This is a genomic window from Desulfovibrio desulfopostgatei (assembly GCF_053570645.1).
This window is the reverse complement of the sequence record NZ_JBRBQS010000002.1, coordinates 2,566,678-2,587,083: the sequence shown is the minus strand read 5'-3', so window position 1 is coordinate 2,587,083 and position 20,406 is coordinate 2,566,678. Positions and strand designations below refer to the sequence as shown.

Below are 20,406 nucleotides of genomic sequence, written 5' to 3'. Positions count from 1 at the left end.
GGGGGTATCTCTGAAAGCCCTGTTTGTATTTTCGGCGGCAATCCGCGCCGCCCGCCCCTTGCCGCAGCGCCAGTCTGCACCAAGCCAGCGAGAGCAATCGCCATGATGGATCAACAACGTCTGCACGAAATAGAGTCGCACTGCACACAGGAAAGTCCGCCCCGTTGCCGGGTGGCCTGTCCTTTTGATCTGGATGTGCGCGCCTTCATGGCCCGCATAGCTGAAGGCAAGCAGGGCGAGGCCCGCAAGGTGCTTGAGCGGCACTTGCCCCTGCCCGGCATTATTGCCCGCATTTGCGATCACCCCTGTGAAAACGCCTGTCTGCGGCAGGATCTGGGCGGCAGCCTCGCCATGCATGGGCTTGAACTCTCGTGCATGCTTGCTGTGGGCGCGCAGAGCCGTATGTTGCCTTTGCCTCCCAAAAAATTCCGCATGGCCGTCATGGGGGCCGGGCTTGCCGGGCTCACGGCCGCCTGGGATCTGTCGCGCAAGGCCTATCCCGTTACTGTCTTTCACTCGGGCGCGGCGGGCGAATTTTTGCAGGCAGCGCATCCCGCACTGGCGGCAGACAATGAGGCGGGCATTGCCAAGAATTTTCTGGCGGAAGACATGGAAGCCCTTGGCCGCCAGAAGGTCAGTTTTACCCAGGCGACGCTTGATGCCGCGCTGCTGGAAAAGCTGGCTGCGGAGTATGACGCCGTGCTGGTGGACGCCGATGCCGTGCAGCAGCATGCACCCGGCATTGCCCCGGACGAAGCCCAGGTGGATGCGGAAACCCTGCTCTGGCGCGGCAATATCTGCTGCGCTGGCTGGCGCAGCAGCACCCCCACAGGCCACACGTTTGCCTCACCTTCGCGTCAGGCGGGGCAGGGGCGGCATGCGGCGCAGACAATGGAGCGCGTGACCAGCGGCGTTTCCCTCACAGCCGCGCGAGACAAATCTCAGGGGCTGCTGCACACCGATGTGACAGGTATAGCGCCCGTGCCGCGTGTGGAACCAGCCTTGCAGGCTGCTTGCGGCGAGCCGCTCTATTCTGCGGAGGAATCCGCGCGCGAGGCGGAGCGCTGCCTGCAATGCCAGTGTATGATCTGCGTGCGCGAATGCGTGTACTTGCAGAAATACAAGGGCTATCCGCGCCTCTACGCGCGTCAGGTCAATAACAACGCGTCCATCGTCAAGGGCCTGCACACGGCCAATGCCCTCATCAACGGCTGCGCCCTGTGCGGCCAGTGCGAGGAACTGTGCCCGGAGAATTTTTCCATGGCCGAGCTGTGCCTTTCCGCACGGGAAGACATGGTGGAACGCGGCTTTATGCCGCCCACGGCCCACGAGTTTGCGCTTGAGGATATGGAAAGCGCCTCAGGGCCGGAATGCGCCCTTGTGCTGCCGCCCTTGTCGGCAGCCGCAGAATCCCAGGGCGCTGACGCGAGTCAGGCGGTGGGCGAGCAGTGGCTGTTTTTTCCCGGTTGCCAGCTGGCTGCGGCGCGCGTGGAACAAACGGCGGCGCTTTATGATCTGCTGCGCGAAAAATTTGGCAACGGCCTGAAATCCGGCGTGGGCATCATGCTTTCCTGCTGCGGCATCCCAGCGCGCTGGGCCGGAAGAACCACCCTGTTCAAGGAGCATATGGACAAACTGCGCAAGGCCTGGGAGGGGCTGGGCAAACCGCGCATCATGGCGGCCTGTTCTTCCTGTATTACGGCCTTGCACGAGGCCCTGCCGGAAGCGCAGACTGTTTCCGTGTGGGAGGTGCTGGACAGCTTGCCGTTTGAGGCTCCCACTGCTGGTAATTCCCTGCCCTCGGTTTTTTCCATTCAGGATCCTTGTACCGCCCGGCACGATGCGTCATGGCTTGCCGCAGTGCGCAGTCTGGCGGGCAAATGCGGGGCAAAAATTGAAGAACCGCGCCTTTCCGGCGCTTCCACCGCCTGTTGCGGTTACGGCGGCCTTGTGTGGTGCGCCCAGCCGGAAACCGCCCGAGCCATGAGCGATCACCGGGCCGCCCAGCTTGAGCACCCCGGCCTTGCCTCGTGCATCATGTGCCGTGACCGCATGGCGGCCAGCGGCAAGGAGTGCTGGCATCTGCTTGATCTGCTGCTGCCAGCGTCAGGCAAGGCGCAGTCCGGCGCGGCTCAAGGGCCGGGCCTTTCGGCGCGCCGCGCCAACAGGGCTGCCTTGCGCCGCAAACTGCTGGAAAAATATGGCAGCGCCGCCGGGCAACAGGCCCTGCTTGCAGACACGCCCGAGCAGGCCGGAAAGGGCAGGGTGCTGGTGGCGGCGGACGTGCTGGCGCGGCTGGAAGAGCGGCATATTCTGCTCTCAGACGTGGAAGGGGCCGTTGTGGGGGCCGAGGCCAGCGGGCATTGGTTTGAAAATCTGGATGACGGGCATCGTCTTGGCTCGTGGCGGCCCAGAAAGGTGACTTTCTGGGTGGAATACGAGGCGCAGGGCGAGGCCTTTGTTCTGCACGATGCGTGGTGTCACCGGATGGTGGTGCCGGGTTCCGGCGGTCAGGAAGCTGCGGATGTCATCAACAGCCACCAGTGCTGCACCGATGGGCAGCGCCCCAACATGTTGGGTGCGCAAAATGGCGGGCAGAGAGGTGAACAGTCATGAGCATGGGGCCAAACTACGGGCCGGACGGCGGCCAGTGGGTGTGCGGGCGTTGCCGCGTTGCCCTTGAGCAGGTGAAGGTTCCGGTTTTTTATCTCAACAGCGCCTTTGACGTGTTTTTGCCGCGCTGCCCCAAGTGCGGGCTGACGCAGGTGCCCAAATCTCTGGCCGAAGGCAAGATGCTTGAAGTGGAAGCTCTGCTGGAAGATAAATGAACGCACTGTGGGAAAGGCCCGACTTTCGCCGCGCGGCTGGTGACGCATGGCGTCCCGGCGGCGTGGAACTGACGCGTCGAGCGCTTGCGTGGTGCGCTTCTGCGGGCCTGCTTGCGCCCGGTGGGCTGGTTCTTGACTTTGGCAGCGGGGCAGGGGCGACATTGCGCCTGCTTACGCAGATGGGCTACCGCGCCGTGGGGCTGGACAAACACGCTGAGGCCGGACTTCCTGTGGATGCAGCCCCTTCTGCTGACGTCCGCATTGTGCGGGCCGATCTTGAGCGCCCGCCGCTGACCGCAGACTCCTGCGACTGCATAGTGTGCGAATGTGTTCTTTCCCTGTTGCATAATCCCCTTGTGGCCTTGCGTGCCGCCTGCCGCGCCCTGCGCCCCGGCGGGGTGATGGTGGTCAGCGACCTCATGTTGCGGCCAGGGTATGAACGCCCCGGCAGCACCGGCTGCTCTGGTGTAGGCTCTTCCCGCTCCAGTTGTTCCTGTTCCGGTCACGCAAGCGCAGTACAATCGAACTCGTCCCAATCTATCCCGCCGACAACAGCGACAGCTGAGCCACTCCCGGAAAAATACGCCGCACCGGGTTCATCGTGCCTTGCGGGTGCGCGGCCTGAATCTGCGTGGCGCGGGCTTGTGGAAGCGGCTGGCTTGCACCTGCTGCATTTTGAGGACAACAGCCGCGCTCTGGTGGAACTGGCCGCCCGCATGATCTGGTACGGCGACGATGCAACCCGGCCTGCGGCGGATTACGGCAGCCAGGGCTGCGCATGCGGGGGCGCAGCTCCCGGCAAAGCTTGGCGCGCCTACGGATACGGTCTTTGGATTGCCCGAAAGGAGACGCTATGAATCCCATGATGATGGAATTATTGCCCCTGGTGCATCAGGGCTATTGTTGCAGCCAGTTGCTGCTCCTGCTCATGTTGCAGGCTCAGGACAGGCAGAACCCCGGCGTTGTGCGCGCCGCACAGGGGCTGTGTCACGGCATCGGTCAATCGGACGGCCCTTGCGGCCTTTTGACGGGAGGGGCCTGTGCCCTGGCTCTGGTCGCGGGTAAGGGGGCGGAAGATGAAATCCCGCATCCCATGCTCACCCCCCTGCTCAATGATTACGCCACGTGGTTTTATGACCGCACGGAAGCTTACGGCGGCCAGAGCTGCGGGCAGATTGCGGCGGGGCTTGGCGCGACTTCCGGCGCTGCGGGCGAGCAGCCAAACCCTGTGGCCTGCGGCGACTTGCTGGCGGAATGCTGGGGAAAAATCATGGAACTGGTTCAGAGTTACGAACTGGATCTGACGGAAAAAGCATGACCCTGCGCCGCACCCAGAGCCTCTGCCCCGTGTGCCTGCGCCGGGTAGAGGCCACCTATGAACGCTCGGCCAAGGATGCACTCACTGTCGTACTGCGCAAAACCTGCCCGGATCATGGCACGTTCAGCGTCCCCGTATGGCAGGAAGCCAAGCCCGGTGCAGTGGCCACGCCAGCCTTTGCCGCATGGTCACGGCCCAAAAGCCCTTCCTACCCGGCCAATCCGCACACGCCAATCCGCGATGGCTGCCCCTTTGACTGCGGCCTTTGTCCTGCCCACGCCCAGCATACCTGCACCGGTCTGTTTGAAGTGACCATGCGGTGCGACATGGCCTGCCCCGTGTGCTATGCCTCTGCTGGTTCTATGTCGAATCAAAATTCCGGAGAGGCGGGAGACGTGCCGCTGAGCGTGATTGCCGCGCAGATGGATACCCTTAAGGGAGCGTCCGGCCCCTGCAATGTGCAGATCTCCGGCGGAGAGCCGACCATGCGCCATGACCTGCCGCAGATCATCACGCTTGCGCGGCAACGTGGCTTTGGGCTGGTGCAGATCAATACCAACGGTCTGCGTTTGTCGCGCGAGCAGGGCTATGCCCGCGCACTGCGCGAGGCCGGGCTTGATTCCATCTACCTGCAATGGGACGGCGTGCGCGAAAGCAGCTTTACTAGCCTGAGGGGCAGAGAATGCCTTGATTTCAAGCGCCGCGCCGTGCGCAACTGTGCAGAGGCCGGGCTTGGCGTAGTGTTGGTGGCGACCCTTGTGCGCGGCGTCAACGATGGCGAACTGGGCGATCTGCTGCGCATGGCGTTGGAGCTTGGCCCAGCGGTGCGGGGGCTGCACATGCAGCCAGCCGCCTTTTTTGGGCGCTACCCCTGGCGGCTGGAGGAAGCCCCGCGCCTGACCCTGCCCGAAGTCATGGCAGCACTGGCCCAGCAGGCACCGGAAATGGTCAGCCCCAGTCACCTGCATCCGCCGGGATGCGAAAACGAGCTGTGTTCCTTCAGTGCAGTGTATCGCCGGGTGCAGAAAAACGGCGCACCTTCGCTGGAATGGCTGGCCGATGCGGGGCAGACGTGTTGCTCGCCAGCGCCGAAGGCCGCTGGCGCGGAAGTGCCTCCGCCCGCTGAGGACGGGGCGCGCAAGGCCAAGCAGTTTGTGGCCCTGCACTGGAAAGGGGGCAACAGTGGCGGGGAATCTGCCTGTAGCTGCGGGGGCGCATCTGGCTCTGACTCTGGCAGCGCAGGCAGCAAGGCCAGTGCGGACGGCTTCAGTCGGTTTCTGGCTCAGGCCGGGGCAGAGCAGCGCTTCACGCTTTCGGCCATGGCCTTTCAGGATGCCCTGAGCCTTGACCTTGACCGTGTACGCGGCTGCTGCATCCATGTGGTGCGGCCAGACGGGCGCATGATTCCGTTCTGCCTGCACAACCTCACTGCCAGCGACGGCACGCGCCTGTACGGTGACGCATAGTGGCAAATGCAGCAACTCAACCTTCCATAGCAGGTTTCGGCTCCTGCCCGCTGGATCTCTGGCTGGCCCGTCAGTGCGGGGCACGCAGTTCCGGGGAGCTGCCCGGCAGGCTGGCGATTGCGCAAACGGCCCTGCTGCGCAGCACCTTGCGGCAGGCTGTGCGCGGGGCGTTTTACGCCGCCCGTTTGCGGGAGTGCAAGCTGGATATAACCAGTGTGGGCGATCTGGAACGCCTACCCTTCACCACAGCGGAAGACCTGCGCAACTGGGGGGATTTTTTGTGTGTTTCGCAGGGGGATGTGCAGCGTATGGTCACGCTGCACACGTCAGGCACCACGGGGCAACCCAAACGGCTTGCCTTTACTGATGCGGACCTGGCCCGCACGCGCGATTTTTTTGCGGTGGGTATGAGCCAGCTTGTGGGCGCGGGGCAGCGGCTGGCAGTGCTGTTGCCCGGTGCGGAGCGGCCTGACGGCGTGGCCGACCTGCTGCGACAGGCCTTGGGCGCAGCGGGTGTGGATGTGCTGGCTCCACCGCCGGAAGTCCACGCGACCCCATCGCCAGATGCTGACCCTTGCGCGGAGCCGGGCAAAGCTCTTGCCCAATGGCTGGAGCAGGCAAAGCCACATTGCCTTGTGGCCGCGCCCGCGCAACTCGCCCTTTTGCTGAAGCATTTTCCCCACCGGGGGCCGCAGGGGCTTGCGGGCATACTCACCAGCGCTGAGCCTCTGGATGATGCGCTTGGTCTGGCCTTGCGCCGGGCGTGGCAATGCGAGATTCTGGATCACTACGGCCTTACCGAAACCGCTTACGGCTGCGCGGTGGAATGCCCCGCCCACCAGGGCTTTCATGTGCGGGAACTGGACGTTCTGATAGAAATAGTAGATATTTCAGGGTGTAAAATATTGGCCCCAGGCGAGGAGGGCGAGGTTGTCATTACCACGCTCCAACGGCAGGCAATGCTTTTGGTGCGATATCGAACCGGTGATGTGGCCTGTCTGCTGCCAGCCCCTTGCGCCTGTGGTAGCCCTTTGCGCAGGCTTGGCCCTGTGCGTGGCCGCATTGAACGCAAAAGCGGGCAGCCGCCGCGCATCGTGCGCCCCGCCAAGGGGCGGGGTGTTTAACGCTTGATGGCATGCCCCAGCGATGGGGCTATTGTATCAGCCCAATATTATTGATTGTTCCCAGCGCAGTAACGCGAAGAAGAAAGCACATGAAACCAGCCGTTCTGATTCTTGCCGCAGGCATGGCCTCGCGCATGGGCGCAGCCAAGGCCCTGCTTTCCCTGCCCTCGCTGCCCGAAGGCGGGCGCTGCTCCGCCCTGAGGGGACTGGTCAGTCTGTACCGTTCCCTTGGTGTGGAAAATGTGGTGATCGTCAGCGGGTTCCACGCCGAAGTCGTGGAAGCAGAGGCTCTGGCGCTGGGGCTAAGTGCGGTGCGGAATCCCGACCCGCAACGGGGCATGTTTTCATCTGTGCAGGCGGGCGTGGAGGCCCTGGTGAAGGGCGGTTTTGAAGGGCAGTTTTTTGTGCAGCCTGTGGATGTGCCGCTGGTGCGGCCCCTGACCATCCGCGCTTTGCTCGACGCCGCCGGGCAGGAAGAGGCTGACCATGCGGCAGCTCTGGCCGTGAGCGGCAAGGCCGCGCCTACGTCGGTGCTTGTGCCGACATTTGACGGACAGGAGGGGCATCCCCCCTTGATTTCCATGGCTTTGGCCCAGCATATTCTGACGCATCAAGGGCAAAACGGGCTGCGCGGGGCGCTGGAAGGCGCGCCTTTGCGGCATGTGCCTGTGGCTGATGCCCTGATTCTGGAAGATATGGACACTCCCGATGACTATGCGCGCCTGCGAGTGCTGGCCCGCGAGCGGCATACCCTCTCGCCAGTGGAGGCCGAATGCCTGCTGTGCATATGCAATGTGCCGGAAAAAGGCTTGCGTCACGCGCGGGCTGTGGGGGCCGTGGCCTGCTGTCTGGCTGAGGCTCTGGCCCATGCGCGCGAGGCCGCAGGCTATGATGCCGGGGTGGATCCCCGCCTGGCGCTTGCTGGCGGGTTGCTGCACGATATCTGCAAAGGCCAGCCCAGGCATGAGGCGGCGGCAGGGGAATTTTTACGGCGGCTGGAACTGCCGGAGATGGCGCGTCTGGTGCAGGATCACCGCGATCTGTCCTTGCCGGAGGACGAGCCTGTCACTGAGCGGGAGCTGGTCTATCTGGCGGACAAGTATTGTTATGGCGGCAACTTTGTGCCCGTGCAGCGGCGCTTTGGCCTCAAACTGGAGGCTTACGCCCAGGATGCCCCGGCCTGCGAGGCCATCCAGGGGAGGCTTGGTCGCGTCAAGGCGCTGGAAGAGCGCATTGCCCGCGAAATAGGCAAAGAACCCGCCCTGGTGGCGGAACGCGCCCTTGTGCGTAATTGCAATGCTGCGCGCGGCAATGTTGCCCGGCGTGAGGTTGCATGAGCGGCATCTGGCTGGTGCGGCACGGCATGTTGCCGCCCAATCCGGAGCGGCGCATGGTCGGCGCGCGGGATATTCCCTTAAGTTCTGCGGGCCGGGAGCAGATAAGCCTCTTGGCGCGGCAGTTCATGCCAGCGGTGCAGGGCGCGCTTGGCGCGGTCATCTGCTCGGATCTTGACCGCTGCCGTGAGACCGCCGCCATCCTGATGGAGGCATTGCCGCAGGGGCGGCCCCCCCTGCATGTGGAACCCGGTCTGCGCGAGATTAACCTTGGCCTCTGGCAGGGCATGACCAAGGCGGAAATTGAGCGCGCGTGGCCCGGTGCGTATGCCGCTCGCGGGCAGGATATGGCGCACTTTTGCCCCCCGGATGGCGAAAGCTTTATGCAGGCCCAGCGCCGCGCCCTGGCGGCTGTGGCGCGCTGGCGCAGTTTTTACCCAGGTGCAACCCTGCTCATGGTTTCGCATGCGGGTATTCTGGGCAGCCTGCTGGCCCACTACCTTGCCCTGCCGCTCAGGGATGTGCTGCGCATCCCCCAATACTACGGGTGCCGCGCCTTTGTGCCGGAATGGTAGCCTGCTAGCCGCAACCTGTACGCGCTGGCAGCACTCCCCCTTGCCTCAGATCCAGGCCGTGGGATTGTACACACGGATGTGCAGCTTGATGTAACGGTCTGTGAGTACCTCTGCGGGCAGATTCAGGGCGATATGCTCCTGTTCGTGCTGGCTGAATTTTGCCAGCCAGTCCGCTGCTTCGCGTCCCAGTTCCGCCATGCGCGCCAGCGGCGTAAAGAGCGACGCCGGGCAAATCTGATAAAGGTACATCTCCCCCGCGTTCAGCACAAAAGGAAAAAGCCCGCAGGCCACAGGCCGTTCTGGCCGGGGCAGGCGGCAACCCTGATTTGTGCACGAGCGGCAACCCCGCCCGTCCATAAAGGCCGTATCCTTGTTGAGCAGATAAAAGTCGTTGGCAAGACCGGGGCGCAACTGCTCGGGCAGCAGGCCCATGGGAAAAAGCTCGTTGGAATCCTGCGGGCCACAGCAATAGCGGCAATCGCGGCAATAGCCATTTTGCAGCCAGCCTTCACGCCAGTTGACGGCGCGGCGGCGGGGAAAGACCTTCTGCCAGTGCGACAGGTAGTCCCAAAAACCTTTGCTCATACGTTCTCCTGAAAGCAGCTATCCGGCCCTGAATCAGCTTGTGTGCAGCAGCACCATGCCGCAGACAAGCAGGGCAATGCCTGCAAATGCGCTGGGGTTGAGCTTTTGGCGCAGCAACACCCATCCGCCCACGGATGTGCCAAGCACGCCAAAACCGCCCCACATGGCGTAAGCCACGGCCAAATCCATATGATGAACTGCCAGTGAAAGGCAATAGAAAGCCAGCCCCACCAGCGCAAGGGCCAGCAGGCCCACGGCGCGGCGGCGGAAGCTGTCGGAGCGCACAAGCAGCATATTGGCGGTCACGTCCAGCGCGGCGGCCAGCAAAACCAGCGGCAGGGCGGCGTTCTGGAACAGGCTTGAAATATCCATCATCTGTTCCCTCCTGCGGCAAGGCCGTTATTCAGGGTGGGCGCTTCTGCGCGCGGCTTGCGGGCTTCAGCCTTGTTGCTGGCCGTGGGGGAGTCCTCGCGGCTGGGCTTGGGTGCCCCGTGCCCGGTTCCATAATTGACCAGCAAAGCACCAGACAGCACGCAGGCCAGCCCCAGCGCGCGGCGCAAGGTCAGGGCTTCGTTCAGAAAAAGCACGCTGCCAAGGGTGATGCAGGTCAGGCCCAGCCCCTCCCAGAAGGCAAAGGTCACGCCAACGGGAATGCCCGTAACAGCCTTGGACAAAAAAAAGTAGGACATGGCGATGACCAGCCACATGACAACCAGCCCCAAAACCTGTGCGTGGGGAAAAGCCCAGCCCTGCGCCAGCTTCATGACAAGTGTTCCGCCCACCTCCAGAAATACGGAGGCAACAAGGCAGCACCAATGATACGGTTTTGATCTAAGCATAAAAATCTCTCGCGGAAAATAGAAAGGCAATCCTTCAGCATTGAAGGACAACAATGGCTATGACCAGAGGAAGTAGCGAGAGATGCTAGAGCAGGGAACGCCAATAGCGTTCTTCAGGAAAGCCTGAAACGCATGGGCGTAAAAGAGGCATAAAAGCAGAGTTGAAGCATAACATGGATAGATCATAAGGCCGTGAGATGGGGGAGTCAAGGTTGCAGTATGCGCTGACTATTTCTACCGCTGATGAATGCAGCTTTGTTTAGACAGGCTCATGATTGCGCCTTGCAGGCGTAAGCAAGCGAAAGTTCATCATAAAAAAGGCGGGCCATCCGGCCCGCCTTGAATCTGCAATTATATGCCGCTTATTGGGCGGCGATCCAGGCGTTGGCTTCCTCAAGGTTGAGGGTGCCCTCGTACAGCGCCCTGCCGCTCACAGCTCCCGCAAGGCTGGTAGTGAGTGTGAGGGGGTAGAGCTTCTGCACATCCGCGAGCGTTGCCACGCCGCCCGCCGCAATGACAGGCACCGTGGAAAGGCGCGAAAGATGCTCCAGAGCAGCTACGTTAACGCCGCACTGCATGCCGTCGCGCTCGATATCCGTATAGATGATGAATGCAGCGCCATCGGCCAGCAGGCGGGGCAGAGCCCCGTCAACGGTCAGGCCGGTATCGGCAACCCATCCACGGGTTTTGAGCTTGCCGCCCTCGGCATCCAGCGAAACGCCAATGCGGCCAGGAAAGGCGCGGCACATCTCGGCAAAAAGCTCGGGCTGTTCCAGAGCCAGGGTGCCGATAATCAGGCGTGAAACGCCCGCATCAAAGTAGGCCTGGGCTGTTGCCATGTCGCGGATACCGCCGCCAAGCTGCACGGGAATGGACAGCTCGGTGCAGATGCGGCGCACGATCTCGCGGCTTTTGGCCGCGCCGTCAAAGGCTCCGTCCAGATCAACCACGTGCAGCCATTGAGCGCCTCGCGCTTCCCAGGCTTTGGCGGCGTCTGTGGGGTCTTCGGCAAAGACGGTGCTTTCATGGGCGCGACCCTGCTTGAGGCGCACGGCCTTGCCGTCCTGAATGTCCACGGCGGGAAACAGAATCATAAACCCATATCCTTTACTGCTTTGCGCATGCCGTCTTCGGTCAGTTCTTCAGCCGTGACCCACTGGCCGCGCCGCTTGAAGAACGTACCTACGTTCATCAGGTTGTCCACAAGGCCTTCCTGTTTTTCTTCAAAGACGGAGCGCGACATGATGGAGCCGTTGGCAACGTTGATGAGGAAAAATTCCACGCGCACATGGGCGGGTTCGGTAACACCGGCAGTGGAGCCCTGGCGTTCGTGCCAGTCAAGAATCTGCGGCACCAGCAGCAGTTGCGCGCCCTGCTTCTTGCCATAGGCAATCCAGAGCGGCAGCGCCTGGGGCTGCTCGGAACTGTGGAAGCGCGTAAGATCCCTGGGCAGATCAATGGTGTCAATATACTTGAACTGACGTTTGGAATCGGTGGTAAGCACATTGCGGAACCGGCGGTCAAGCGAGGGCAGCTGTTCATCGGCAATGCGGCCCTGATTATCAGGGATACGTCCGGTAATAAGCTGGCTTGCGTTGATCGGCTGGGTAAAGGGCGCAACCGATATGACATACGAAGGCGAAATAACGCGGGGAACGTCCGCCGTGCTTGTGGGACGGCGGCTGCAGGCGCAGGCGATCAGCATGAGGCAAAGCGCGGGCAGCAACAGCATACGAAGTCGGGATTGCATCAATCAAGACCTCCCTTTGTGCTTCTGATGGTTGTGCCGTTTCGGCGCACTGCCTGGGCCAGGGCAAGCCCTAGCCCTTTGGCCGCCGATTCCAGCAGATGATGGCCGTTCTGGCCATAGCGGAACTCCACATGCAGATTGCAGCGCGCACTGCTTGCAAATGCCTTGTAAAATTCCCGCCAGAGGTCTTTTTCTTCCCCCGCCAGAACCGGGGGCAGCAACTCTCCGCCGCGCCACTCAAGCCAGGGGCGGCCCGAAAGATCAACAGTGGCTTCTGCCAGGGCTTCGTCCATGGGAACGCGCCCATAGCCTACGCGGGCAATGCCAGCCCTGTCGCCAAGTGCTTCTAGCAGCGCCTTGCCGAGCAGCAGCCCCACGTCTTCTGTGGTGTGGTGGGCGTCCACTTCCATGTCGCCCTCGCACACCAGCCGCAGATCCATACCAGCCCAAAAAGCTGTCAGCGTCAACATATGGTCGAGCAGGCCAAAACCTGTTTTCACATCCGTAATGCCCTGACCGTCAATGTTCAGTTCAAGCCGGATGTCGGTTTCGGCGCTTTTGCGCTCTTGCGTGGAGGTTCTGGGGGCGATGTCGCTCATGGCTTCTCCGAGGTATTTTCATCCTTGTCCGGTTTTGTCCCGGCATCGGGGGTTTCGCCGTCTTCGCCTTCGGGCTTTTCGTCGGACTCGTCTTCTTCCTTCGCAGGCTTTTTGCCAAAACCAGCCGCCACAAAGATGCTCACTTCATAAAGAACAAGCATGGGCGCGGCCATGAGCAACTGCGAAACCACATCGGGCGGTGAAAGAATTGCCGCCACGATGAAAATGGCCAGAATGGCATAACGCCGCACGCGGCGCATGAGCTCTGCCGTGATAATGCCCATGCGCGCCAGAAAGAAGGCAAACAGCGGCATTTCAAACACAAGGCCAAAGGCAAGAATGAGCTTGAGCACAAAGCTCAGATAATCGCTGATCTTGGGCATAGCCACGATGGTGTCGGTGGCATAGCTCATGAAGAAGGCAAATGCGTTGGGAAAAACCACAAAGTAGCAGAAGGCCCCGCCGCTGATAAAGAAGAAGGCCGACATCACGGCAACGGGTATGATGCTCCGTTTTTCTTCTTCATACAGACCGGGGGCGATGAAGGCCCATACCTGATAAAAAATTGCAGGGCTGCTCACAAACACGCCAGCCACAAAGGCAATGTGCATGCGGGTGAAAAAGCCTTCGGGCAGGGTGGTGTAGATGGCGTGCGAGCCGTCAGGCAGGACGCTCAGCAGGGGCGCCACAAGTGCGTCAAAAATGGGATCAACCACGGCCCAGCAGGCTATAAAGCCCACCATGACGGCGAGGCAGCAGCGCACAAGGCGACCGCGCAGCTCCGAGAGGTGATCCATGAGGCCCATGGGTCTGTCGTCAGCTTCTTCCTCCACCTCGTCTTCCGGCGTGGCAGGAGGCGTGCTTTCGCTCTGGATGGGCAGGTTCTCAGGCTCTGCCGCAGGGCTTTGCACTGTGCCCACTGGCGGAACCGGGGGCAGAGGAGGCTGCCCGTCAGCCTGTGTTTCCGGCGTGGCTTCTGATATAGTTTCGGGTGCTGACGCGGCAGACGCTTCTGCCGCTTCTACAGGCGTATCCGCAGGGGCCGCCCCCTGAAGGGACGGCTCCGCTGCGGTTTCATTTGTCTTGTTGAGGTCGGAATGTTCCCCTGCGGTCTCAGGGGCAGACGGGGATGCGGCCACCTCGGGGCTCAAGGGTTTATCCGCACTCATGCCTTGCCGCCATTGTCAGGGGTGGCGACGGCCTGAGGCGCGCCAGTGGAAGCAGATACCAGCTTGGCTTCCGCGGCTTCTGCCTCGGCCTTTGTTTTGGCAAGGGCTTCAGCCAGCGGGCTGCCAGCAGGCGGAGCAACAGGGGCTGCCCCTTCGGCGGACGCTGCCGTGCCCGCGACAGGCTGGGCTTCGGCCTTGGCCTCTGCGGCGTGGGCTGCTTCGACAACCGGAGCTTCGGCAACCGGCGCGTCAACAACAGGAGCGTCCGCAACCGTGGGCTTTGGGGCCTCGGGCTGAGCCGCTTCGTTCGTTGCCGTGGCTGTGTTCTGCCCCGCATCGGCGGCAGGCCGGGTAGCAGTGGCGTCAATAACCGCCTCTGAGGCCGGAATATTGTCAGCCTGAGCCGTTGTAGTTGCGGCAGGCTGGCCCTCGGTTGCCGCTGCGGCAGCGGCGGCCATTTCGGCGGCGCGGGCTTCCTTGGCGGCGGCGGCAGCTTCTTTCGCCGCTCTGGCGGCTTCCTGCTTGCGCTTGCGTTGTTCCTCTTCCTCGGCCTCAGCATTCAGCGTGCGCTGAAAGTCTGTGGATACGCGGCGGAACTCGCCCATGGCCTTGCCCAGCGTGCGCGACACGTTGGCAAGGCTTTTGGGGCCAAGTACAATGAGGGCCACCACAAGGATGACCAGAAGTTCAGTGCTTCCTATCCCGAACATGCTGCCCCCTTATTCCCACTCAATTGTGCTCGGCGGCTTGGAAGAAACGTCGTATACCACGCGGTTGACGCCCTTGACCTCGTTGATGATGCGGCTCGACATGCGCTCGATCAGTTCCGCAGGCAGGCGCGCCCAGTCAGCGGTCATGGCGTCCACGCTGTCAACCACGCGCAGGGCGATAACATGCTCGTAGGTGCGGCCATCGCCCATGACGCCAACGGTCTTGAGCGGCAGCAACACGGCAAAGCCCTGCCACACCTTGCGGTACCAGCCGGATTCGCGCAGTTCCTGCTGCACGATTTTGTCGGCCAGGCGCAAAATCTGGAGGCGTTCTTCGGTGATTTCGCCAAGTACGCGGATGGCGAGGCCGGGGCCGGGGAAGGGATGCCGCCACACGATGGAGTCGGGCATGCCAAGCTCTGCGGCGACCTTGCGCACTTCGTCCTTGAAGAGTTCGCGCAGGGGCTCGATGAGCTTGAGCTTCATGGTGTCGGGCAGGCCGCCCACGTTGTGGTGGCTCTTGATGACGGCGCTGGGACCCTTGTGCGAGATGGATTCGATTACGTCAGGGTACAGGGTGCCCTGCGCCAAAAAGTCCACCTGCGGCAGCTTTTTGGCTTCTTCGTCGAAAATTTCAATGAAGGTGTGGCCGATGATCTTGCGCTTTTTTTCGGGGTCATCCACGCCCGCAAGTTTGGAAAGAAAACGTTCCTGCGCCTGCACAAAGTCGAGGTTGAGGTCAAAGTGTTCGCGCAGGTAGCTGACTACTTCGTCGCCTTCGCCAAGGCGCAGCAGGCCGTTATCCACAAAGATGCAGTGCAGACGCTTGCCGATGGCCTTGTTGAGCAGCACGGCCACCACGGTGGAATCAATGCCTCCGGAAAGGGCGCATACCACGTGGCGGTCGCCCACCTGTTCGGCCATTTCGGCAACCACGCGCTCCACAAACGAAGACATGGTCCAGTCGGGCTTGATGCCCGCAACCTTGAACAGGAAGTTGCGCAGCATGCGCTCGCCGTCCACACTGTGGTGCACTTCGGGGTGGAACTGCACGGCGTAGATTTTGCGGGCTTCGTCAGCCATAGCGGCCACATCCAGAGTCGGCGTGCGGCCCGTCACGGTAAAGCCTGGCGGCGGCGCAAGCACCTTGTCGCCGTGGCTCATCCACACGCGACTGGTGGATTCAATGCCTTCCCACAGGGCGCAGGGCGCGGTGAGGGTAAGGTCGGAGGGGCCGTATTCGCGCGTGAGCGACTGGGCAAGCTGGCCGCCAAGATTCTGGGCCAGCAGCTGCATGCCGTAGCATATGCCGAGCACCGGCACGCCAAGCTCAAGAAAACCGGGGTCAAGAACCGGAGCATCGGCTTCGCCCACGCTGGCCGGGCCACCGGAAAGGATGACGGCGGAAGGCTTCATTGCCGCCACCTGGGCAGCGGTGGTGATGCAGGAATGTATTTCGGAGTAAACCCCGGCTTCGCGCACGCGGCGCGCGATGAGCTGGGTAACCTGTGAGCCGTAGTCAATAATTATGACTTTGCTGGGCATATGTGTCCTCGCCTGGTGCTGGCCGTGGCCTGTTGCTGTGCGCCGCTACTGCGCGCCCGGTTGATCTTGCTCCTGATCGTTCGCCTGATCTTTTTCTGATCTTTTGCCCGATGGTCGTGATGCCGGGGCCTGTGGGCTATCTACGGCTTTGGGAGCCGCTGCTCTTTCCGCTTGTGTTGCCGCGGGATTTTTGTTCTCCGCCAAACAAGACGCGCCTGCTTTTTCGGCTAGTGCTTTAGCGGCACGTTGCCGGAAAAGCAGGCGAAATCTCATGCCGCCGGAGGGCAAAAGACCGCTGGCAGCGGTATTGCCTAGTTCTCGATGCGGTAGTTCGGCGCTTCCTTCGTGATAACAACATCGTGGACATGGCTTTCGCGCAGGCCCGCAGGTGAAATTTCACAGAAGGTGGTGTTTTCAAAAAGGTCGTTCAGGTTGTGCGCGCCCACATAGCCCATGCCGGAGCGCAGGCCGCCCATGAGCTGGTACACGGCTTCCATGACCGGGCCGCGATAAGGCACGCGGCCAACAATGCCTTCAGGCACGAGCTTCTTGCTCTTTTCCTGGAAGTAGCGGTCAGAGCTGCCATCCTTCATGGCGTCAATGGAACCCATGCCGCGATAAATTTTGTAGGTACGGCCCTGATACAGAATGGTTTCGCCGGGGCTTTCCTCGGTGCCGGCAAAGAGGGAGCCGATCATCACCGAGTGCGCGCCAACCACAAGGGCCTTGACGATATCGCCGGAGAACTTGATGCCGCCGTCGGCAATGCAGCAGCGGTCCATCTCGCGCGCGGCGCGGCTGCCGTCCATAATGGCGGTAACCTGCGGCACGCCCACGCCAGCCACAATGCGGGTGGTGCAGATGGAGCCGGGTCCGATGCCGATTTTGACGGAATCAGCGCCTGCCTCAAGAATGGCCTTGGCGCCTTCGTAAGTGGCAACGTTGCCTGCCACGAGCTGGCAGTTGGGGAACGCGCCCTTGACCATGCGGATGGCGTTGAGCACGTTGACCGAATGCCCGTGGGCAGAATCGAGCACCAGCACGTCCGCGCCAGCCTCGATCAACTGCTCGGAACGTGATTCGCAGTCGCGCCCGATGCCGATGGCGGCACCCACGCGCAAGCGACCGTTGGAGTCTTTGCAGGCGTTGGGGTACTTCTGGACTTTGTCGATGTCCTTCATGGTGATGAGGCCGCGCAAAAGGCCTTCCTCATCTACCACCAGGAGCTTTTCGATGCGGTGTTCGTGCAGGTGACGCTTGGATTCTTCAAGCGAGGTGCCCATGGGCACCGTCACGAGGTTGGTGCTGGTCATCACTTCAGAAACGCGCACTGCCGCGCCGTCCTGCACAAAGCGCACGTCGCGGTTGGTAAGAATGCCTACCAGGCGGCCATCTTCAACCACGGGCAAGCCCGACACGCGGAAGTCGGACATGAGGTCCAGGGCTTCCTGCACGGTGTTGTTGGGCGAAATGGTCACAGGGTCAAGGATCATGCCGCTTTCGCTCTTTTTGACCTTTTCCACCTCAAGACGCTGCCGCGCAACAGGCATGTTCTTATGGATGATGCCGATGCCGCCCATGCGGGCCATGGAAATGGCCATAGCCGCTTCAGTCACGGTGTCCATGGCGGCGGAGAGCAGGGGGATGCGCAGGGGAATTTCGGGGGTGAGCCAGGTGGAGATGTCAACGGCGTCGGGGGTGATGTCCGAAAAGCCGGGGACTAGCAAAATGTCGTCGAAGGTCAGCGCCTTACCGCGATTGGTGAACATGACGTCCTCGTAATTGGCTGTGATAATTATGCAAATTATAATCCAAAAGACTATCCCCTTGTGCCCCATATGTCAATGATGGCAGCGCTCGCCAGCCCTTGTGTTTCAAGGGGCAGCGGGTACGCGGGATATTCCTGCCGGTGGCGGTTTCAGCGCTAAAGCATGAAGGCGTGCTTTACGTCCGGGCGGTGCTTGTGCTGACTGTGCAAAGCCGACTTGGCGGGGCGCGTCAGCAGGCAATCGTGTGTGCGCCGCTGGGTGAAGGTAAAGTCAGCGCGACCAGAAATCAGAGGCATGTAAGGGCGGTACTGCGCCCTTGGCTACTGGTTTTTGTGTCAATCCGCTTGGGTATGCCGCAGTATGCCACAGTGTGGCGCGGCTGGTAGCATTGAATTGCGGCAGGGCGTGGCGCTCTGCTGTAGTTCAATGGGGTGCTGGCGGCGTACAGCTTTTAGCGAAAATTTGCAAGAGGCCCGCCGTGTGTTGTATGGTGCGGCTCAGCAGGCGGCCCTCTGAAAAGCCGGGCTTCGCGCGGGCATTCTGCGCCTAAGGCTTGACGTGGTGCATCAAACAGCCTATGAATCAGCACTTCGACCAATGCGCGGCTGCACTGTGTGAACAGCGGCTGGCGCAGGGCGGGCGCGAGAGCGCCGATTTTTTCGCCGCGAGGCTGCGGCGCAATGGGGACTTCATGTTCGAGAGCCTTTCCGACAGACTTTCAGGCGTATTCCGCACATTCAGCGGGCGCGGGCAGCTTACCGAAGAAAATGTGCAGGCTGGCCTGCGCGAGGTGCGCCTTGCCCTGCTTGAGGCGGACGTCAACTTCAAGGTCGTTAAAGACTTTGTGGAAAGCGTGCGCGAAAAGTGCCTGGGGCAAGAGGTGCTCAAGGGCGTGAGCCCTGCCCAGCAAGTCATCAAGATTGTTAACGATGAACTTGTGCAGCTGCTTGGCGGCGAAACCGCCGGGCTGAATCTGCAAGGGCGCGAACCTGCGGTCATCATGCTTGTGGGCTTGCAGGGCTCTGGTAAGACGACCTCTGCGGGCAAGATCGCCAATATTCTGCGCAAGCAGAAGCTGCGTCCCTATCTTGTGCCTGCCGACGTTTACCGCCCGGCGGCTATTGACCAGCTGACCGTGCTGGCCAAGCAGCTCGACATGCCTTGCTTCCCCTCCACGGTGGACATGAATCCCGTGGACATTGCCAAGGCCGCGCTTGAAAAAGCCCGCGAAGAGCAGGCCACCGTGCTGCTGATCGACACTGCGGGCCGCCTGCATGTGGACGAGCCGCTCATGCAGGAGCTGGCCGCCATCAAGCAGGCCGTGCAGCCGCAGGAAATTCTGTTTGTTGCAGACGCCATGACCGGTCAGGACGCCGTGACCGTGGCCGAAAGCTTTAACGAGCGCCTCGGCATCACCGGTGTGGTGCTCACCAAGATGGACGGCGATGCGCGCGGCGGCGCTGCTCTCTCCATCCGCTCGGTTACGGGCGCGCCTGTCAAGTTTGTGGGCATGGGCGAAAAACTGTCGGAGATGGAAGTCTTCCACCCCGACCGTATCGCTGGCCGCATCCTCGGCATGGGCGATGTGCTCACCCTGGTTGAAAAGGCGCAGAGCGCCATCAACGCAGAAGAAGCCGAAGAACTGGCCCTCAAGATGAAGAAGGCCAGCTTTGATCTTGAAGATTTTCGCACTCAGATGCGCCGTATAAAAAAACTCGGCTCGCTCGACAGCATCCTTAAAATGATCCCCGGCATGGGCGGCCTGCGCGACAAGCTGGCCGAGGCCAGCGGGGCCATGCCTGAAAAGGAAATGGCGCGCACTGAGGCTATCATCAGTTCCATGACCATGGCTGAACGCCGCAATCCCGACATCCTCAACGGCAGCCGCAGGGCGCGCATAGCAAAGGGCGCAGGCGTAACTGTCGCCCAGGTCAACCAGCTTGTGCGCCAGTTTGAGCAGATGCGCCAGATGATGAAGGGCATGATGGGCGGCAAGGGCGCCAAAATGCCCGCCATGCCGCGCATGCGCGGCATGCCCCCAGGCATGAACCTGCCCAAGGGGCTTGGCGGTATGCCTAATCTTGGCGGCATGGGCGGAATGCCCGGCATGCCGGGAATGGGTGGAATGCCTGGAATGCCCGGCATGGAAGGTATGCCCGGCGCTCGCGCTGGCGCAACCAAGGCTGCGCCCAAAAAGCGCAAGAAAAAAGAGCGCCCCAAGCGCAAGAAAAAGTAACAATATTTACGGGGCAAGGAGCGCCGCCACGCGCGGCGATGAATCTCTTTGCGCCAGGGCTTCCCGCCCTTGCCCTTTCCCGGGCGCAACGCTAACATAACATCAATCAAAGGGAGTTGGACTCATGGCAGTAAAGTTGAAATTGACCCGCCTCGGCAGCAAGAAGCACCCCTTCTACCGTGTGGTGGCCGCAAATGACGAAACCCGTCGTGATGGCCGTCCGCTGGAATTCCTGGGCTACTACAATCCCATGGTCAATCCGGCTGAAGTGAAGCTTGATGCCGCCAAGATCAAGGAATGGCTGGGTCGCGGCGCTGAGCCCACCAACACCGTGCGCGCTCTTATCAAAGAGCACCTGGGCTAGTTTATTGGGCTTATCTTTGCGGCAGCGCAGAGCCTACGGCAAATCTCTTTCAGGCATGCCCTGAAGGAGAACTTTGCTGCTGGCTGTTTTTTGGGAAAGCTCAGGCAATATCTGTCCCGGTTCATCAGAACCGGCGGTGGTCTGCAAGCAGGCCCCGTTTGAGCCGGGGGCGCGCTTGGCGCGCCCGAGGCCCAC

Annotated in this window: 20 protein-coding genes; 10 read left to right on the top strand and 10 right to left on the bottom strand. The window is 61.7% G+C overall.

Annotated features, from left to right (window positions below; translation table 11 throughout):
- The first annotated feature begins 102 nt into the window (after positions 1-102).
- From ACUZ9Q_RS11440 to ACUZ9Q_RS11405, 8 genes are all read left to right on the top strand, one after another.
- On the top strand, positions 103-2,616 hold the full coding sequence (locus tag ACUZ9Q_RS11440; protein WP_449247911.1) for a pyridine nucleotide-disulfide oxidoreductase/dicluster-binding protein: 2,514 nt from the start codon (positions 103-105) through the stop codon (positions 2,614-2,616).
- Complete coding sequence (locus ACUZ9Q_RS11435) at positions 2,613-2,828, top strand: DVU_1557 family redox protein (RefSeq protein ID WP_192113326.1); 216 nt, start codon at positions 2,613-2,615, stop codon at positions 2,826-2,828. The genes ACUZ9Q_RS11440 and ACUZ9Q_RS11435 overlap by 4 nt, the downstream gene beginning before the upstream one ends.
- Entirely contained in the window at positions 2,825-3,685 is an 861-nt protein-coding gene (trsM, locus tag ACUZ9Q_RS11430) for a DVU_1556 family methyltransferase (RefSeq protein WP_449247910.1), read from the top strand. Before ACUZ9Q_RS11435 ends, trsM begins: the two co-directional genes overlap by 4 nt.
- Entirely contained in the window at positions 3,682-4,146 is a 465-nt protein-coding gene (locus tag ACUZ9Q_RS11425) for a DVU_1555 family C-GCAxxG-C-C protein (protein ID WP_192113328.1), read from the top strand. Before trsM ends, ACUZ9Q_RS11425 begins: the two co-directional genes overlap by 4 nt.
- Positions 4,143-5,612, top strand: a complete 1,470-nt coding sequence (trsS, locus tag ACUZ9Q_RS11420) for a radical SAM (seleno)protein TrsS (RefSeq protein WP_297145977.1) — start codon at positions 4,143-4,145, stop codon at positions 5,610-5,612. Before ACUZ9Q_RS11425 ends, trsS begins: the two co-directional genes overlap by 4 nt.
- Positions 5,612-6,736 (top strand): DVU_1553 family AMP-dependent CoA ligase, encoded by a 1,125-nt coding sequence (locus ACUZ9Q_RS11415; protein WP_449247909.1) that lies wholly within the window; start codon positions 5,612-5,614, stop codon positions 6,734-6,736. The genes trsS and ACUZ9Q_RS11415 overlap by 1 nt, the downstream gene beginning before the upstream one ends.
- A gap of 89 nt (positions 6,737-6,825) precedes the next feature.
- Positions 6,826-8,073 (top strand): DVU_1551 family NTP transferase, encoded by a 1,248-nt coding sequence (locus ACUZ9Q_RS11410; protein WP_449247908.1) that lies wholly within the window; start codon positions 6,826-6,828, stop codon positions 8,071-8,073.
- On the top strand, positions 8,070-8,645 hold the full coding sequence (locus ACUZ9Q_RS11405; RefSeq protein WP_297145987.1) for a histidine phosphatase family protein: 576 nt from the start codon (positions 8,070-8,072) through the stop codon (positions 8,643-8,645). Before ACUZ9Q_RS11410 ends, ACUZ9Q_RS11405 begins: the two co-directional genes overlap by 4 nt.
- A 45-nt stretch (positions 8,646-8,690) precedes the next feature.
- Here the strand turns inward: ACUZ9Q_RS11405 and ACUZ9Q_RS11400 are convergent, their stop codons facing one another.
- The 10 genes from ACUZ9Q_RS11400 to guaB all read right to left on the bottom strand — a co-directional run bounded on the left by ACUZ9Q_RS11400 (position 8,691) and on the right by guaB (position 17,611).
- Positions 8,691-9,230 (bottom strand): hypothetical protein, encoded by a 540-nt coding sequence (locus ACUZ9Q_RS11400; protein ID WP_233483237.1) that lies wholly within the window; start codon positions 9,228-9,230, stop codon positions 8,691-8,693.
- Between the two features lie 33 nt (positions 9,231-9,263).
- Positions 9,264-9,602 carry an SMR family transporter gene (locus ACUZ9Q_RS11395; RefSeq protein WP_233483904.1) on the bottom strand — a complete coding sequence of 113 codons (339 nt, stop codon included), beginning with the start codon at positions 9,600-9,602 and terminating at the stop codon, positions 9,264-9,266.
- Complete coding sequence (locus ACUZ9Q_RS11390; protein ID WP_449247907.1) at positions 9,602-10,069, bottom strand: DMT family transporter; 468 nt, start codon at positions 10,067-10,069, stop codon at positions 9,602-9,604. The genes ACUZ9Q_RS11395 and ACUZ9Q_RS11390 overlap by 1 nt, the downstream gene beginning before the upstream one ends.
- Positions 10,070-10,431: 362 nt before the next feature.
- Positions 10,432-11,163, bottom strand: coding sequence for a 1-(5-phosphoribosyl)-5-[(5-phosphoribosylamino)methylideneamino]imidazole-4-carboxamide isomerase (gene hisA / locus ACUZ9Q_RS11385; RefSeq protein WP_449247906.1), 732 nt, complete (start codon positions 11,161-11,163; stop codon positions 10,432-10,434).
- Positions 11,160-11,819 (bottom strand): hypothetical protein, encoded by a 660-nt coding sequence (locus ACUZ9Q_RS11380; RefSeq protein ID WP_192113334.1) that lies wholly within the window; start codon positions 11,817-11,819, stop codon positions 11,160-11,162. The genes hisA and ACUZ9Q_RS11380 overlap by 4 nt, the downstream gene beginning before the upstream one ends.
- Positions 11,819-12,418 (bottom strand): imidazoleglycerol-phosphate dehydratase, encoded by a 600-nt coding sequence (locus ACUZ9Q_RS11375; protein WP_225530041.1) that lies wholly within the window; start codon positions 12,416-12,418, stop codon positions 11,819-11,821. Before ACUZ9Q_RS11375 ends, ACUZ9Q_RS11380 begins: the two co-directional genes overlap by 1 nt.
- On the bottom strand, positions 12,415-13,224 hold the full coding sequence (tatC, locus tag ACUZ9Q_RS11370) for a twin-arginine translocase subunit TatC (RefSeq protein WP_192113406.1): 810 nt from the start codon (positions 13,222-13,224) through the stop codon (positions 12,415-12,417). Before tatC ends, ACUZ9Q_RS11375 begins: the two co-directional genes overlap by 4 nt.
- 359 nt (positions 13,225-13,583) lie before the next feature.
- The gene (gene tatB / locus ACUZ9Q_RS11365) at positions 13,584-14,297 is read right to left on the bottom strand and encodes a Sec-independent protein translocase protein TatB (RefSeq protein WP_300552847.1); all 714 of its coding nucleotides are present in this window, start codon (positions 14,295-14,297) and stop codon (positions 13,584-13,586) included.
- Between the two features lie 9 nt (positions 14,298-14,306).
- A complete protein-coding gene (guaA, locus tag ACUZ9Q_RS11360; RefSeq protein WP_192113336.1) occupies positions 14,307-15,842 on the bottom strand; it encodes a glutamine-hydrolyzing GMP synthase in 1,536 nt (511 codons plus the stop codon).
- 311 nt (positions 15,843-16,153) lie between these two features.
- Positions 16,154-17,611, bottom strand: a complete 1,458-nt coding sequence (guaB, locus tag ACUZ9Q_RS11355) for an IMP dehydrogenase (RefSeq protein WP_215648072.1) — start codon at positions 17,609-17,611, stop codon at positions 16,154-16,156.
- 691 nt (positions 17,612-18,302) lie between these two features.
- Between guaB and ffh the strand changes: the two genes are divergently transcribed.
- Both ffh and rpsP read left to right on the top strand, forming a co-directional pair.
- Positions 18,303-19,847 carry a signal recognition particle protein gene (gene ffh / locus ACUZ9Q_RS11350; RefSeq protein WP_227118840.1) on the top strand — a complete coding sequence of 515 codons (1,545 nt, stop codon included), beginning with the start codon at positions 18,303-18,305 and terminating at the stop codon, positions 19,845-19,847.
- Positions 19,848-19,971: 124 nt separating this feature from the next.
- Positions 19,972-20,211: a 30S ribosomal protein S16 gene (rpsP, locus tag ACUZ9Q_RS11345; RefSeq protein ID WP_192113338.1), complete on the top strand. Its 240-nt coding sequence runs from the start codon at positions 19,972-19,974 to the stop codon at positions 20,209-20,211.
- Positions 20,212-20,406: the final 195 nt, after the last annotated feature.